Source organism: Cohaesibacter sp. ES.047 (genome assembly GCF_900215505.1).
Lineage (GTDB): Bacteria > Pseudomonadota > Alphaproteobacteria > Rhizobiales > Cohaesibacteraceae > Cohaesibacter.
Map to the genome: position 1 here is coordinate 588,910 of NZ_LT907844.1, position 14,788 is coordinate 603,697.

The 14,788-nt window shown below is 55.5% G+C and carries 15 protein-coding genes; 10 read left to right on the plus strand and 5 right to left on the minus strand.

The genetic code is table 11. From position 1 onward, the window contains the following. Positions 1–25 precede the first annotated feature (25 nt). Positions 26–679: a peroxiredoxin gene (locus tag CPH65_RS02570; protein ID WP_096171997.1), complete on the plus strand. Its 654-nt coding sequence runs from the start codon at positions 26–28 to the stop codon at positions 677–679. A 111-nt stretch (positions 680–790) separates the two neighbouring features. Here the strand turns inward: CPH65_RS02570 and CPH65_RS02575 are convergent, their stop codons facing one another. Both CPH65_RS02575 and CPH65_RS02580 read right to left on the minus strand, forming a co-directional pair. Further along, complete coding sequence (locus CPH65_RS02575) at positions 791–1,171, minus strand: MmcQ/YjbR family DNA-binding protein (RefSeq protein WP_096171998.1); 381 nt, start codon at positions 1,169–1,171, stop codon at positions 791–793. Beyond that, entirely contained in the window at positions 1,168–2,727 is a 1,560-nt protein-coding gene (locus CPH65_RS02580; RefSeq protein WP_096171999.1) for an ATP-binding protein, read from the minus strand. Before CPH65_RS02580 ends, CPH65_RS02575 begins: the two co-directional genes overlap by 4 nt. A gap of 256 nt (positions 2,728–2,983) precedes the next feature. Here CPH65_RS02580 and CPH65_RS02585 point away from each other — a divergent pair, with 256 nt between their 5' ends. Beyond that, positions 2,984–3,721, plus strand: coding sequence for a pyrimidine 5'-nucleotidase (locus CPH65_RS02585; protein ID WP_096172000.1), 738 nt, complete (start codon positions 2,984–2,986; stop codon positions 3,719–3,721). Between the two features lie 86 nt (positions 3,722–3,807). On the opposite strand, the gene CPH65_RS02590 is transcribed toward CPH65_RS02585, so the two are convergent. The 3 genes from CPH65_RS02590 to CPH65_RS02600 form a co-directional block, all read right to left on the minus strand. Next, entirely contained in the window at positions 3,808–4,758 is a 951-nt protein-coding gene (locus CPH65_RS02590) for an IS481 family transposase (protein WP_096171912.1), read from the minus strand. 49 nt (positions 4,759–4,807) lie between these two features. Next, positions 4,808–5,218 carry a host attachment family protein gene (locus CPH65_RS02595; RefSeq protein ID WP_096172001.1) on the minus strand — a complete coding sequence of 137 codons (411 nt, stop codon included), beginning with the start codon at positions 5,216–5,218 and terminating at the stop codon, positions 4,808–4,810. 305 nt (positions 5,219–5,523) lie between these two features. Continuing rightward, on the minus strand, positions 5,524–6,525 hold the full coding sequence (locus tag CPH65_RS02600; RefSeq protein WP_096172002.1) for a PRC-barrel domain-containing protein: 1,002 nt from the start codon (positions 6,523–6,525) through the stop codon (positions 5,524–5,526). A gap of 432 nt (positions 6,526–6,957) precedes the next feature. Here CPH65_RS02600 and CPH65_RS02605 point away from each other — a divergent pair, with 432 nt between their 5' ends. From CPH65_RS02605 to CPH65_RS02640, 8 genes are all read left to right on the plus strand, one after another. After that, positions 6,958–7,731 carry an enoyl-CoA hydratase gene (locus CPH65_RS02605; protein WP_096172003.1) on the plus strand — a complete coding sequence of 258 codons (774 nt, stop codon included), beginning with the start codon at positions 6,958–6,960 and terminating at the stop codon, positions 7,729–7,731. 320 nt (positions 7,732–8,051) lie between these two features. After that, entirely contained in the window at positions 8,052–8,318 is a 267-nt protein-coding gene (gene rpsT / locus CPH65_RS02610; protein ID WP_096172004.1) for a 30S ribosomal protein S20, read from the plus strand. Between the two features lie 700 nt (positions 8,319–9,018). Continuing rightward, positions 9,019–9,459, plus strand: coding sequence for a rhodanese-like domain-containing protein (locus CPH65_RS02615; RefSeq protein WP_371359397.1), 441 nt, complete (start codon positions 9,019–9,021; stop codon positions 9,457–9,459). A gap of 185 nt (positions 9,460–9,644) precedes the next feature. Further along, the gene (gene dnaA, locus CPH65_RS02620) at positions 9,645–11,120 is read left to right on the plus strand and encodes a chromosomal replication initiator protein DnaA (protein ID WP_096176182.1); all 1,476 of its coding nucleotides are present in this window, start codon (positions 9,645–9,647) and stop codon (positions 11,118–11,120) included. Positions 11,121–11,334: 214 nt separating this feature from the next. Beyond that, positions 11,335–12,453, plus strand: a complete 1,119-nt coding sequence (gene dnaN, locus CPH65_RS02625; protein ID WP_096172006.1) for a DNA polymerase III subunit beta — start codon at positions 11,335–11,337, stop codon at positions 12,451–12,453. 43 nt (positions 12,454–12,496) lie between these two features. Further along, the gene (recF, locus tag CPH65_RS02630; protein WP_244574517.1) at positions 12,497–13,795 is read left to right on the plus strand and encodes a DNA replication/repair protein RecF; all 1,299 of its coding nucleotides are present in this window, start codon (positions 12,497–12,499) and stop codon (positions 13,793–13,795) included. Positions 13,796–13,804: 9 nt separating this feature from the next. Further along, entirely contained in the window at positions 13,805–14,212 is a 408-nt protein-coding gene (alaE, locus tag CPH65_RS02635) for an L-alanine exporter AlaE (RefSeq protein WP_096172007.1), read from the plus strand. A 15-nt stretch (positions 14,213–14,227) separates the two neighbouring features. Next, the gene (locus tag CPH65_RS02640) at positions 14,228–14,677 is read left to right on the plus strand and encodes a cytochrome c (RefSeq protein WP_096172008.1); all 450 of its coding nucleotides are present in this window, start codon (positions 14,228–14,230) and stop codon (positions 14,675–14,677) included. Positions 14,678–14,788: the final 111 nt, after the last annotated feature.

The window sequence follows — 14,788 nt, forward strand, 5'->3', positions numbered from 1 at the left end:
CCAGTTTGACCCAAGGAGTTTTGACATGACCGACGCGCCAACCCTCAACAACCCCGCTTTTCCGCGCCTGAACGAAAGAGCACCGGACTTCAATGCCCCGACCACTGCAGGCCAGAAAAGCCTATCCGATTATGAAGGCAAGTGGCTGATCCTGTTCTCGCATCCGGCGGATTTCACCCCGGTTTGCACCACCGAATTCATGGCCTTCGCCAAGCTTCAAGACGAATTTGCCGCGCTAAACACCGAATTGCTCGGCCTTTCCATCGACAGCCATTACGCACACATTGCGTGGATCCGCTCGATCAAGGAGAATTTCGGTGTCGACATCAAGTTCCCGATCATTGCCGACCTGTCGATGGAGGTGGCCAACGCCTACGGCATGATCCAGCCGGGCGCTTCGGATACGTCTGCTGTGCGCGCGACCTTCATCATAGATCCCAAGGGCATCCTGCGGGCGATGGTTTACTATCCGCAGACCTGTGGTCGGTCAATTGCCGAGTTCCTCCGGCTGGTCACAGCGTTGCAAACGGCGGATACCCATTCCTGCGCCATGCCCGAGGCCTGGCAGCCCGGTGATAAGGTCATCGTTCCGCCGCCCGCAACAGCCGAAGCAGCAGAACAGCGCGCCTCGGAAGGCTATGAGACCGTGGACTGGTATTTCTCCAAAAAGGCCATCTGATCGTCTGATCCATACCGCACAACACGATGCGGCATGACGAACCTTAGTGATCCGGATCCATTCTGGCCGGATCACTGTCCGGCATTGAACGGCGATGATTGGCGGTGTCCGCTAGAAATCCAGCCGCAGCTCCTTGCGGTGCTTTGCTGTCAATTTACGCGCGATGATCTCGTAAGCCTTGTCGAGATGGAGTTTCAGATCTTCATCACTCATGGCATCGGGTGTCTGAAGCTGGACCCATTTGGCACGGGCCAGATAGGGTGCGGGCACGATGCCCTCCTGATCGGGCAGAAGTTCAAACGCCAGATCAGAGCATTTGAAGCTGAAGCGCGGGCCATCGTCATCGTGACCAGTTTCTGCCTTGGAGCCCCAGTTCGAACAGATCGCAAAAATCTTGCCTCCGATCTTCCAGACAGAGGCATTGCCCCATTGAATGACATTGGTCGTGCCTGTCATGGCCCCGCAATAGGCGTCGAACTCTGCGCGCGTCATGATGTTTCGGTGTCCGGCGTTCTGAGGCGATCCGTTCCGGCCCCCTTGCCCGTGGTAAGGCCGGGTTTCGTACCTTCAGGCAGTCGGATCTCGAAATGGGCACCGGGACTGCGATCAAGAAGCCGAATGGTGCCGCCATGGGCACGAACGATCTCGGCGGAGATGGCAAGGCCAAGGCCGGTTCCTCCCTTTCGCACCGATCCCTGAAAAGGCTTGAACAGCGTTTCCCGCGCGATCTCCGGCACGCCCGGCCCGGTGTCGCTCACTTCGATCACGGCTTCGTTGCCAGCCTTGCGAGCGCTGAGCTCCAGACGGCAGACAACCGCTCCCTCGACATCATTCTGCATCACCTGCACGGCATTGCGGCAGAGGTTCATCAAGACGCGAAAGAGTTGGCCCGGATCGGCATAAACCTCAAAGGTCTCTGGCACGTGGTTGAGATATTCGACCCGGCAATTCTCATTCAGATCGAGAAAATCGGCGACCTCGTCGCAGACCTGATGCAAGGTCAGCAACCGCTTTTCCGGTGGTGCTTCCTGAGCCTTGCCATAGGACATGACGGCACTGGAATAGTCGACAGCCCGATCCAGCGCTCCCATGATCTTGGGCACAACGCGCTGAACGGTGGGATCTTCCAGCATGGACAGGCGATCGGAGAACAGCTGTGCCGAGGCGAGAATGTTGCGCAAGTCGTGATTGATCTTGGAAACAGCAAGCCCCAGATCGGCAAGCCGTCTCTGTTTTTGCAAAGTCTTGGCGAGGATCATTTCCATGTTCGACAGCTGCGCCTCGGTCATGCCGATCTCGTCCTTGCGGCCTGAGGGCTGCATGACGGCATTGGCATCCTCAGGGTTCGAGGTGAAATTGGCCATGTTGCGCATCAGGCGAACGATGGGGCGAACGAGCAAGGCTCGAAGGGAGAGATAGACAAGGCCTGCGGTGATGACGGAAATCACCAGCGAGAGCAAAAGAATATTGACCGAGAAGGAGAGCATCGCTTGCCGCAAGGGGGTCTCGTCAAACACCAGCTCTATAATGCCGCCGTTCTCGCGGGTTTGATCGGTGACGCGGATTGTGCGCCCCTCGCCGAACATCAGCGTATCGAAGGCGGCAAGGATGGATTCACCGGGTGTCATGGCGCGTATGTCATCATCGCGTTCGATCTGGCCGGGCATGTCGACCATTGCCAGCAAGCGACGCTGTCCTTCGGTCCGCAAGGCAAGGGTCTGCACATCGAGGCGCTCAAGCAACTCGCTCTCAAGTTCAGCATCCATCAGGTCGGAGGAGGATCTGGTGTAGATGAGCGCTGCCACTTCTGCCAGCTCCAGCTTGCGCGTCAGCCAGTCCACCCGAAATTTGGAAATCGAGGGTACGAAGATCAGAATCTCGCTGATCATGACAAACAGGATGGTCAGCAGCAAGAGCTTCGACGACAGCCCCAGCGCGGGCGGTTGAGCGAACGGGACGGAATCGAGTTTGAGATCGGCAGCGATCAAACCGTCTTGCTGCTTGTCCTTCTGCCGTTCGTCGTCCATGCTTTCAGCCTTGGCTCTCATGCCCTGCTTGCAAGGCGTCCCGCGCACGCCTAACTATAGATAATTGTTACAGTCCCTCTATCTATGGTACGGATTGAGGGATGTTGGCAAGAGGCAAAGCTGCCTATGACAAGGCTTGCCGTTGCCGGTTCCACGAAATTGCTCCAAGACATGCTTTGTTCATAGTTTTGTGAGATTGTCCCGTTTCTTTTTCCCCTTCGAAAGGGGTCTCGTGGTGGGAAACCAACGCATAACCGAGATGAGTTTGGACGCCAGAATGCTCAACCAATTGCCCTATGGCAACAAGTCACTGCTGGAATTTACCGAGGTCGACAGCTGGATTTTCGATCTCGACAACACACTCTATCCGCGTCATGTCGATCTGTTCAAGCAGATGGAAGTGAAGATGAGTGCCTATGTCTCGCGCCTTCTGGACATTACAGAGGATGAAGCCACCGTGCTGCGCAAGAGCTACTACAAGGACCATGGCACCACCCTGCGCGGTCTGATGATCGAGCATGACATCAAGCCCGACGAATTTCTCGAATATGTGCATGACATCGACCACAGTCATGTGACTGCCGATGTGGAATTGGCGCAGGCCATCAGCGCCCTTCCGGGCAAACGCTATATCTATACCAACGGCACGCGCGAACACGCCGTCAAGGTTGCCGAGCGTCTCGGCATCACGGATTATTTCGAGGATATATTCGACATTGTCTGGGCTGATCTTGAACCCAAGCCCAACCGTGCGCCCTATGAAAGACTGCTCAAGCAGACGGGCCTCAACCCTGACCGGGCGGCAATGTTCGAGGATCTGGCGCGCAATCTTGCCGTGCCGTTCGATATGGGCATGAAAACGGTGCTGATCGTGCCGTCCAAGACCCGCGAGGTCTTCCACGACAGTTGGGAAGCGCAAGGGCAGGAATCGCCGCATGTTGATTATGTGACGGACAGTCTGGGCAGCTTCCTCAATGACGTGCTTGATGCCATCGGCCGCAAGCCCCAAACCTAAGCATCCTATCACTGGCATTATGTGCAGGAACGTTAAAGCTGAATTCCGGCGAGCGCTTCTCCGCTCGCCGGTTGTGCTGGTCTAGTCTAGGTGTTCGGTCCCGGGATTTGATGGATCGGATTCATTTTGAATCTTTCCGGATCCTCTGTCCACTTTTTGCAGATAAATTCGTATGGGGTCAGGCCCCTTAGCGTCTTCAATCGTCTAGCGAAGTTGTAGGCATCTATGAAAACAGCCAGATGCTTCTGGAGTTGCTCGTGATCGTCGTAATGGAACCGTTTGACGGTGGCATCCTTAATAGTCCGGTTCATCCTCTCGACCTGACCGTTGGTCCATGGGTGCTTCACTTTTGTCAGGCGGTGTTCAATGCCGTTTCCAGTGCAGACCCGGTCAAAGATGTGCTGGAACTCATGGAGATCGCGAGACCGATTGGTGAACTGGATGCCATTGTCGGTCAGAACAGTATGGATGGTATAGGGCACAGTGGCGACCAGATTGCGCAGGAACTGTGCAGCATTCATCTTTCCTGCCTTGGTATAGAGTTCAACGAAGGCATACTTGGAAGTCCGGTCAATAGCCACAAAGAGATAGAGCTTGCCTTCAGCTGTCTGTACCTGGGCAATATCGATATGGAAATAGCCGATCGGATAGCTCTTGAAACGCTTCTTTGGCTGCTTGTCGCCTTCGACACTCGGTAGTCGCGAAACTCCGTGTCGTTGCAGGCATCTGTGCAGTGAAGAGCGCGTCAGATGCGGGATTGTCGGCTGGAGTGCATAAAGGCAGTCGTCGAGAGGCAACAAGGTATGCCTGCGGAAGGCGACAATGGTCGCTTCTTCTTGCCGCGAAAGCACAGTCGAACGTGGCTCCTTCGGTCCGGTTCTTAAGTCCGCTTGTGAGGTGCGCGTCTTCCACTTGACGACCGTTTTCTGATTGATGCCGTATCGCTTGGAAAGCACTCTCAGGCTCTCTTGACTATTTTGTATTGCTCGACGGACTGCCTCTGTCGTCGTGGCGCTGCCGTGTAGAACTTGGCCCATAGTGCTTCCCTCCATTCAAATGAGAAAGGTGCACCATCAAAGCATGGGATCAAACATCTAGGGCAGCGCTGATCGCCTTTTCGATGTCCTTGACGGGGGAATTGGTCAGGGTCTTGTCCAATTCAAGAACAATTGCATCGGTCACTTCTTTGTGAAGCAACGGGCGCATTTCACCCAATGTCTCAGGGTCCGCAATCAGGACCAGATTTTCGATCTTGCCTGCATGCACCTTTGAAAAGAGGTCAGACGCCAGAATTTTCGAAAAGGTCGCCTCCATGGATTCCTTGCCGTCCATATCGGGAGGGATTTTTCCCGACGGGCCCTGATCAGCCAGATCTCCGGGGGTGAGATCGTGGTCGAAACGCAGCGAGACCTCGCCCACCTTGCTGTTGGCATCAAAGAATTTGGCACTTTCGCCGGTTGCGACGACGACGGTGGTTTCCTTGGGCAATCTCATCATGGCTTCCCTTTCCTTTTGATTTGACCGGGCCTTTCATTTGACCTGGTCATGAATTCCATCGAGCCTTTCATTTGAAACGGATCCCAACTGGACAGCTCGCTCTTCAGTCAACGCGAACAAAGGCGCTTTGTTCCGGCTCTCCTCCAAACCATCACTTTATCTGGCATCAAGTTGGGTCTTCCAAACAAAAGACGCCCCGTCCGGCATACGAACGGGGCGTCTTTGTCAGATCGACCTTGATCTAGGATGACCGATCCGGCCATACACTGCCAACTGAGACAGCGTAAGCCATCGGACGGATCCGATTACATTTGAGGCTGGTACTCAGGCTGCGCTTCCAGTTCCTCCTGGGTAGCATTGATATACACCCGTACCATGCCACTTTCCGAAGAGCGCAGAACGCTCAGTTCGTCCATGTTTACCGCAATGCGGTGTTCGTTGACGCCCAGAAAGCCGCCGACATCCAGAACAGCTTTGTCAATGGAGCCGTTCTTGTTCAGAACCAGTTGGTCAACTTCGCCGATATCTTCGTCGTTGGCGCTGTAAAGGCGGGCGCCGGTCAGATCATCAGCGGTCATCTGATCGCTGCTGGCCACTTCATAGCCTTCAAATTCAACTTCGGGTGCGACAAAGAAGCTACGAGTCTCGTCATAGGACTTCTTCATGGTCTCACCGGTTTGATTGAGCGCGGAGTTCAGACCCTCCTGCGTTTCATCCATGGTCTTGGAGACCTTGTCTTTGGCCGATTCGTAACCGCTCTTTACGTCATCCTTCATGGATTCGTAACTGTTCTCGGCGGTTTCCTTGCCATTCTGCATGGTTTTCTCGATGTCGGCGCCGCTCACACCCATCGCAGATACGTCATTCATTGGGCGTTCGAACTCTGGAGCATTTTCAAGGGTCGCCTTGTCGGTTTTGACAACAAGGAAGAAGGTGCCCGGATCATCCGTTTCATTGACCATCTTGATGCTGTTCATATCGACAGCGACGTCTTTCTCGCCAATGCCGAGGAACCCGCCAACGCCCAGCACGACTGCTTTCACGCTGCCATTGCGGTCGAGAACAATGTCATTGACTTCACCCAGATCGTCCCAATCCGTCTCGGCACCTGCCGCAACAGTGCTGCTTTCATCGAAGCTGTCATATTGATCCTGAGCAGAATAGATGCGCATGCCGATAAAGTTGGATGCAAAGATGTCACTCTCGGCGACGGTGTTGATCGTATTGAAGCTGCCCATCGGGGTTTCGGCCATGGCAGCGGTGGTGAGCATGAGGCCCATAGCGGTGGTTGCAAGAATGCGTTTCATTGGTCTCTCTCCTCTCTAGATTGAAGACTTGAGTTATCCTGAACACAGGCTTTCAACCGTGCGTCTCAGTTGCCTAGACAATGGGCAGGTTAGCAAAAGAGTTCCGTTTTTTTTCTCATCCTCTCCATTTCCAGCGCCCCAGCCACGCACTCCAAACTCTTGGCGGAATTCATTTATCTATTTGTTTTTAAAATGTTATTCGTATAATCAAGACCAGCCGTTTCTTCGAGATATTTCAGAGCAATTTTTTAATCATGCCGCGCCATAACGGGGGCCTCATTTTTGGCCAACGCGGTTGGTGAGGAGAAAAATCGGACTGATCTATCCAGAACTCCGCACCTTTACGGGTTGCCGTCTCTTGCAGTGCGGCATAGGTTCGTGGGACCTCAATAAACAGGGCCTGTTGCCCTGTTCTGCCACCAGGAGGACTTGATGGCTTATGAAACGATCAATGTAGAAAGTCATGACGGCGTTGGCTTGATCAGACTGAATCGCCCCAAGGCGCTCAATGCCCTGTCATCCGAACTCATTGCCGAAGTCTCCAAGGCTCTGGACGAGTTCGAAGCAGACGACAAGATTGGCGCGATTGTAATCACGGGTTCGGAAAAGGCCTTCGCGGCCGGAGCCGACATTAAGGAGATGGCCTCAAAGAACTATATGGAAGCCTATCTTGAGGATTTCATCACGCCATGGGACCGCGTTTCCAAATGCCGCAAGCCGGTGATCGCAGCCGTTGCCGGCTATGCATTGGGTGGTGGGTGCGAACTTGCCATGATGTGCGATTTCATTCTGGCGGCAGAGACAGCCAAGTTCGGCCAGCCCGAAATTACCCTCGGAGTCATGCCCGGCGCTGGTGGCTCGCAGCGGCTAACCCGCTTTGTCGGCAAGTCCAAGGCCATGGAAATGTGCCTGACCGGACGGATGATGGATGCCGAGGAAGCGGAACGCTGCGGACTTGTCTCGCGGATCGTACCGGCTGATGATCTGGTGGAAGAGGCGATGAAAACCGCCAAGAAAATCGCCGATTTCTCTCTGCCAATCGTCATGATGGCCAAGGAGAGCGTCAATCGCGCCTACGAGACGACCCTTGCTGAGGGCCTTCGCTTCGAGCGCCGGCTGTTCCATTCGATGTTTGCCACCGAGGATCAGAAGGAAGGCATGGCCGCGTTTGTCGACAAGCGCAAGGCTCAATTCCAGAACAAATAGTCGCACCAACACCGCTTGAATGCGCCCGTTTCGGGCCTTTCAGGAGTCATTTCATGTTGACGCCCGGTGAAAGTTTGACTATAAGCGCGAGCCATTGGGCGGCAATCTGTATGCCGCCTTTTGCTATCGGCGGGTCCGTCTTGTTCGGAACTCAGAGTGTTTGATCACACCGCCGTATTTCGAGAAAAGCAAAACGCAACCCCGTTTTGTCAGGATTGCTGCTCGTCCTTCCGGCCTGTACAGCTTTGAGGGCTGATGTGATGTAGCGGCGTAAGCGGGCCGATGATGGCCTGCGCAAGAGTGAATAAGGAACAGGCTCCATGGCCAATACTGTATCCGCCAAGAAGGCGACCCGTACAATCGAGCGCAAAACCGCTGTCAACAAAGCACGCCGCACCCGCGTACGCGGCCTTCTGCGTGTCGTTGAAGAAGCGATTGTAGCAGCAGACCAGGCAGCAGCGTCTGAAGCCCTTCGCAAGGCTCAGTCCGAAATGATGCGTGCCGTCTCCAAGGGCGTCTATCACAAGAACACCGCTTCTCGTAAAATCTCCCGTCTGTCCAAGCGCGTGAAAGCAATCGCAGCCTAAGATCAGACATGTCGAAAAAGGCCCGGCTTGACCGGGCTTTTTTTCCGACCGTGCGAGCCTTGCCTCTGCCGAGTGTCGTGTTTTTGTCACACTTTTTCCGGGAATCGCTTAGCAGAAACCGGTATGTTCTCCTTTTGATCGATTCTAAATTTTGCCCCTTATATCAAGAGGTTAAAAAGGACCGCGCTTGTTGTGCCCCGATGCATGCGATTCTGCGATGGTCAATATGGAACGTGACGAAAAAAAATTTAACCGACATTTTGTGAGCTAACTTGACAGTTTTCTGACAGAATCTGAAGAGTCGCAACGGGATAGCTTGGTCAAGAGCAAATGTGAAATTTTTGGCTTATTTGCTTGCCCTTTGAAGCCCTGCAGAATCTGCTTGTCGGCTGCTTGCACGGCCATCTCAGGCTGTGTATGGTCAGATGCGCCACGCGGGAAGCGCTTGCAAAGAACACAACAAATGAAGTCCTGAATACTCATTTGAAAAGCGGTTGCAGCCAGTCCCGAAGGCCTTTCGAAACACTGCCCAGTGCGAGTTTCTTTGCTGGGCGGACTTGTGGGCAGCAAGTCGAAAGAGCTGGCGTTTCATGTGACTTCTTCGCCTGTGCGGTGAAGGAGTGATTTCTGCCCAAATGCAACATGTGTTCAGTTTTGAAAGGATGGTCCTTGCGGATCATTCTCTAAGGAGTGTGTGTCTTTGCGGAATGCGGAATCGTATGCTGGCGATCTTGAGGTAAGCAAAGCCTGGGATCTGTTGTGCCAAGACCCGAACGCGGTCCTCATTGATGTGCGAACCCATGCGGAATGGTCCTATGTCGGCGTGCCTGTGCTTGAGGATGCGGCAAGGGACGTGCTTCTGATCGAGTGGATTTCCTATCCTCAAATGCAGGTGAATGCGAATTTCGCCGATCAGCTCATGGCAGAACTGCACAAACGAAGTGTAGAACAGAATTCAGCCCTGTTGTTTCTTTGCCGGTCAGGCGTTCGATCGAAAAATGCGGCAATTGAGATGACAGAGCGGTGGCAGGGACCCTGCTACAATATTGCGTCCGGCTTCGAGGGGGATTTGGACGTCAACTTGCATCGGGGACAGCAGAACGGCTGGAAGCATGCAGGGCTTCCGTGGCGGCAGTTCTGAAGAATACGAATTGTCGCTTTCGACAATTTCGTTTAAAGACGCAACCTGGTCGTGATCGAGAGAGCGGAAAATTTCGCCGAGATTGCGGCTTGTCAAGGAAAACCGCTGTTTTTTGGCGGCTATTGGGCTAGTAAATAAAAATGAAAACACAGCAGACGGCCACAAAGGAAAATGTTGATATGGAGATGGGTGCGGCTGCTCATCAAGCTTTTCCTAAGGCTGCCTCCCGACAAGAGGAGCCTTCGGTGAAAGTGGGCAAAGAAGAATGGGATCGTGTTAGACAGCGGTTGCAGGCAGAGCTCGGAGAAGATGTCTTTTCAAGCTGGTTCGCAAGCGTTGAATTGGAAGACGAACAGAACGGACTGGTTATCCTGTCGGTTTCGACCCGGTTTCTGAAATCCTGGATCCAGTCTCATTATGGCGAACTGCTGATGTCGCTCTGGCGCGAGGAATGCGAGCAGGTGCGCCGAATCGATTTGTTCGTGCGCGGCGCCGTTCGTCCCAAGCCTGCGCAGGCCAAAACTCAGGCTCCGGCTCTGGACGGTGGCGAGCATTCAAGTGCTTTTGCCCGTCAGCAGGCCAGCAGCTCCATGAGTTCCGATCATGATCATATGGGCGGCTCGCCGCTCGATCCGCGTCTGACCTTCGAAACCTTCGTTGTGGGCCAGTCCAACACCCTCGCACATGCGGCAGCAAAACAGGTCGCCATGGCTCAGCCAGGCCAGCCGGTTTCTTTTAACCCGCTGTTCATCCATGCGTCTGTCGGTCTGGGCAAGACACACCTTTTGCAGGCCATCGCTTGGGAAGCCAAAAAGTCCAATCCGTCGGCCAAGGTGCTTTATCTGACGGCTGAACGCTTCATGTATTCGTTCGTTCAGGCGCTCAAGAGCCAGTCGGCTCTCGACTTCAAGGACACATTGCGCGACATCGATATTCTCCTGATCGACGATCTGCAGTTCCTGCAGGGCAAGTCGATCCAGCAGGAATTCTGCCACACGCTCAACAGCCTCATCGACGGCGCCCGTCAGGTGGTGGTTGCGGCTGATCGCCCGCCGGTCGAGCTGGAAAGCCTCGATGAACGCGTCCGTTCGCGTCTGGCCGGTGGTCTGGTCAGCGAATTGCAGCCCCTTGAGAAGGAACTGCGGCGCTCGATCCTCACGGATCGTGCCCAGCAGGCGTCGCGCCGGGATCCGAATCTGGCCATTCCCGAGCTGGTGCTTGACCATGTGGCCGGCATCATCCGCTCGAATGGACGGGATCTTGATGGTGCTTTCAACCGCCTGATGGCACACAATCAACTGACCGGCGCTCCGATTTCGGTGGAGATGGCCGAGCAGGCACTGAAGGATCTGATCCGCTCGAAAGAGCCGCGCCGCATCCGTATCGAGGATATCCAGCGCGTTGTTTCCAAGCATTACAATGTGTCACGCTCTGACCTGTTGTCTTCTCGCCGGACCCGCACGATCGTGCGTCCGCGCCAGATCGCGATGTATCTGTCCAAGATGCTGACGCCACGCTCCCTGCCGGAAATCGGTCGGCGGTTTGGCGGTCGCGACCACACGACGGTTCTGCATGCCGTGCGCAAGATCGAGGAGCTCGCAGGATCTGACAATACCCTGCAGCAGGAAATCGAGATGCTGAAGCGGAACATCGCCGAGTAGCAAATCGGCACATCAGCAGCAGCCCTCAGGCATCCCTTGAGACTGCACCGAAAAATAGCGCTGATAAGTGCGAGAAATTTGAGGGGATCGGCTCAGTAATTGAGCCGATCCCCTTGCCATATCCGGCCATTCGGTTCAAAGTTGCGTCCCCGCACTTGCCGGTATCTGGTTCGGGAACGCGTATTGATTGTAATGAAGTAGGGAATTTAGGGATATGAAAGTCACTCTCGAGCGGGCAACCCTTTTGAAGTCGCTGAACCATGTCCATCGGGTGGTAGAGAGACGGAATACCATTCCGATCCTCTCCAACGTGCTCCTCAGAGCCGAAGGGGGAGATCTGGTCTTCAAGGCAACCGACCTCGATCTGGAAGTGCTGGAAACAGCGCCGGCCATGGTTGAAGTAGGGGGCGCAACCACCGTCCCGGCTCACATGCTCTATGACATCGTTCGCAAATTGCCCGACGGCTCGGAAGTGACTCTTGAGACGAACGAAGATCAGACGTCCCTTGCCATCAGCGCCGGTCGGTCGCATTTCACCTTGCAGATCCTGCCGGTAACGGACTTCCCCGACATCACGGCCGGAGAGTTCAGCCACACCTTCACGATCAAGGCGCTTGATCTCAAGCGACTCATCGATCACACGCAGTTCGCGATCTCGACAGAGGAAACGCGCTATTATCTCAACGGCATCTATGTGCACAGCATTGAGGTCGACGGCACCCAGCTGTTGCGCGCTGTGGCCACGGACGGTCACCGTCTGGCACAAGCTCAATTGCCCGCTCCGGCAGGGGCTGCTGGCATGCCCGGCGTGATCGTGCCGCGCAAGACCGTTTCGGAAGTCCAGAAGCTGATTGAAGACCCCGAAGCAAACATTGCGGTCGAGCTATCCGAATCCAAAATCCGCCTGACGATCGGGCCGGTCGTGCTGACGTCCAAACTGATCGACGGCACCTTCCCGGACTATGAAAAGGTCATCCCAAAAGGCAACGACAAGGCCATGAAGGTCGAGAATGCCCTGTTTGCCCAAGCGGTTGATCGTGTGGCGACCGTGTCCAACGAACGGGGCCGCGCGGTCAAGCTGAGTGTCGAGTCTGGCCGTCTGGTGCTCTCTGTTTCCAACCCCGATTCGGGCACGGCAACCGACGAGCTGGCAGTGGAGTATGATTCCGAACCGATGGAAATCGGCTTCAATGCCCGTTACCTGCTGGACATCACCAACCAGCTGGAAAGCGACAGCGCGCAATTCCGACTGGCTGATTCCGGCTCGCCGACCCTCATTCAGGACTATGGTGACAATGACACGCTCTATGTGCTGATGCCGATGCGCGTGTGATCGGATCCGCTCCGACGACATCACGATCAGATGGAGCGTTTCCATGGGCATTTCTTCGGAAATGCCCTTTTTGACTCAAAGCCGCACAAGGCAGGCAACAGACAGGGACTGGTTCGCACGCATGACAGATACGCCTTCAGCCGCCGCCTTTCTGACGCAGGACGATGCGCCTGTCGACAGGGTTTCGGTTCGATCTGTCAGCCTGACCGACTATCGCAACTATCCCACCCTGTCGCTGGCCCTTACTGGTCGGCATGTCGTCCTGACCGGAGCCAACGGATCGGGCAAGACCAATTTGCTTGAGGCCATTTCCTTTCTGTCACCGGGCCGCGGGCTCCGGCGTGTCGCCTATCCGGACATCGCCCGCGAGGGGGCGTCAGGCAGCTGGGCGGTCTCCGTTGCCATCGATACGCCCTTTGGCCCGACAAAACTGGGAACCGGCCTGCAACCGAGCCCGGATGGCTCCATGCAACGGCGCATCCGGATCAATGGCGCTCCGAGCAAATCGGCGGAAGGCCTTGGCGACCATGTTTCGGTGATCTGGCTCACCCCTCAGATGGACAGCCATTTTACGGGCGCAGCGTCCGAGCGGCGTAAGTGGCTCGACCGGATGGTGCTGGCCATCGACAAGACCCATGGCAGCCGCGTCAATGCGTTCGAGAAAGCGATGCGCCAGCGCAATCGGCTGCTCGAAGAGGCCCCGCACGAGACGGTTTGGCTTGATGGCATTGAGGCCCAGATGGCCGAATATGGCTCAGCCATCGCGACCGCAAGGGCCGAATTGGTTTCGCTCCTGAACCGATCTCTTGATTTGCTGCATGCAAACGAAGGGTCATCGGCCTTTCCCAATGCTCTGGTGGGGCTTGAAGGCATTCTGGAAGCCGAGGCTTTTTCGCGCCCGGCGATCGAGAGCGAAGAGCATTATCGCGGCATCCTGGCGCAGATGCGCAACCGGGATCGCGGCGCAGGCCGCACGCTTGAAGGGCCGCATCGCTCCGACCTGATCGTTCGTCACGGCCCCAAGGATATGCCCGCAGCCAAATGTTCGACCGGTGAGCAGAAGGCGCTGTTGTTGGGGATCGTATTGGCACATGCGCATCTGGTTGCCGAGAGATGCGGGCGCACACCGCTTGTGCTTCTGGACGAGGTCGCAGCCCATCTTGATGAAAGCCGCCGTCTGGCCCTGTTCGATCTTCTGGACCGGCTCGGCTGTCAGGCCTGGGTGACGGGCACCGATGATGCCGTCTTCGAGCCGCTGGGGGATCGCGCCGAACGCTTCCATGTGGATCTGGGCACCGTGGTTCCGATCACTAGGATGGAACATCCCGGCGCAATCGGATAAGCTCCGCCCATGAAAACGACAATCACCGACACATTGGCCACAATTCTGTTCTTCACCGTCCTTGCAGGGTTTGTCGAGCTGTACATTGCCCAGCTCAGCCTTGAGCAAATGCTGATCACGCGCCTCATCATGGTGCCGGTGATGGTCGCCACCGGGCGGCCCTACGGCCTTTATCGCGATTGGTGCTTTAGAAAGGTGCTGCCCGGGTCAGAACCCATGCGCATGTTGATCGACGGACTTGCCTTCATCAGCTTTCAGGTCCCGGTCTATGCAGCGACGCTTTTCATCGCCGGAGCCAGCATTGAGGAGGCGTTGACCGCCATTGGATCAGCCATCCTGTTGATGCTGCTGGTCAGTCGCCCGTTCGGTCTGTTCCTTGAGCTCGTCCGGCGTCTCGCCGGCGTTTCGGCATTGTAACGGGGCGAGACGATCATGGTCAGACGCAGGAAACGCTGGAAATTTGCCCGATCAAGAAACAGCTTTCTGATTTTGTTCCTGTCCGTCTCATCCCTTCTGCTGCTGATTTTCAGTGGGGGAGACATCAGCCAGATCGGCGGGCACAACGCCGATGGCCCGATCTTGAAACAGGGACTTGATGGCGATCAGATCCGGCGGACCGGCCTAAGTCTCTATAACGCCAATTGCATGAGTTGCCATGGCATCGAAGGGCGTGGCACCAGCTTCGCCCCCCCCCTCGTTCACCCGCTCTACATGCCCGACAAGCTCAGTGATCGCGCCTTTGTCAAGGCGATCTTTCAGGGTGTGGAGCAGACCAACTGGAAGTATGGCCCGATGAAGCCCGTGAAAGCGCTCAATCAGGTTGAATCCGCGCAGATTTTGGCCTATATCAGAAGCCTGCAGAAGGTGCCGAAATTCCGCTAAATTTTGCCCCAAAAAGCCCCAAACCAGACGCAAATTTTGCGTGAGCGGATAACTCTCCACAGAAGGCCCCGACTTCACCTCTCCTCTCTCGCCAGTTCAGTTGAATAAGGC

Excerpts from the sequence above, each read along its gene's own strand:
- CPH65_RS02570 (WP_096171997.1), top strand. The coding sequence starts at position 26 with ATGACCGACGCGCCAACCCTCAACAACCCCGCTTTTCCGCGCCTGAAC.
- CPH65_RS02575 (WP_096171998.1), bottom strand. The coding sequence starts at position 1,171 with ATGACGCGCGCAGAGTTCGACGCCTATTGCGGGGCCATGACAGGCACG.
- CPH65_RS02580 (WP_096171999.1), bottom strand. The coding sequence starts at position 2,727 with ATGAGAGCCAAGGCTGAAAGCATGGACGACGAACGGCAGAAGGACAAG.
- CPH65_RS02585 (WP_096172000.1), top strand. The coding sequence starts at position 2,984 with ATGCTCAACCAATTGCCCTATGGCAACAAGTCACTGCTGGAATTTACC.
- CPH65_RS02590 (WP_096171912.1), bottom strand. The coding sequence starts at position 4,758 with ATGGGCCAAGTTCTACACGGCAGCGCCACGACGACAGAGGCAGTCCGT.
- CPH65_RS02595 (WP_096172001.1), bottom strand. The coding sequence starts at position 5,218 with ATGATGAGATTGCCCAAGGAAACCACCGTCGTCGTCGCAACCGGCGAA.
- CPH65_RS02600 (WP_096172002.1), bottom strand. The coding sequence starts at position 6,525 with ATGAAACGCATTCTTGCAACCACCGCTATGGGCCTCATGCTCACCACC.
- CPH65_RS02605 (WP_096172003.1), top strand. The coding sequence starts at position 6,958 with ATGGCTTATGAAACGATCAATGTAGAAAGTCATGACGGCGTTGGCTTG.
- rpsT (WP_096172004.1), top strand. The coding sequence starts at position 8,052 with ATGGCCAATACTGTATCCGCCAAGAAGGCGACCCGTACAATCGAGCGC.
- dnaA (WP_096176182.1), top strand. The coding sequence starts at position 9,645 with ATGGGTGCGGCTGCTCATCAAGCTTTTCCTAAGGCTGCCTCCCGACAA.
- dnaN (WP_096172006.1), top strand. The coding sequence starts at position 11,335 with ATGAAAGTCACTCTCGAGCGGGCAACCCTTTTGAAGTCGCTGAACCAT.
- recF (WP_244574517.1), top strand. The coding sequence starts at position 12,497 with ATGGGCATTTCTTCGGAAATGCCCTTTTTGACTCAAAGCCGCACAAGG.
- alaE (WP_096172007.1), top strand. The coding sequence starts at position 13,805 with ATGAAAACGACAATCACCGACACATTGGCCACAATTCTGTTCTTCACC.
- CPH65_RS02640 (WP_096172008.1), top strand. The coding sequence starts at position 14,228 with ATGGTCAGACGCAGGAAACGCTGGAAATTTGCCCGATCAAGAAACAGC.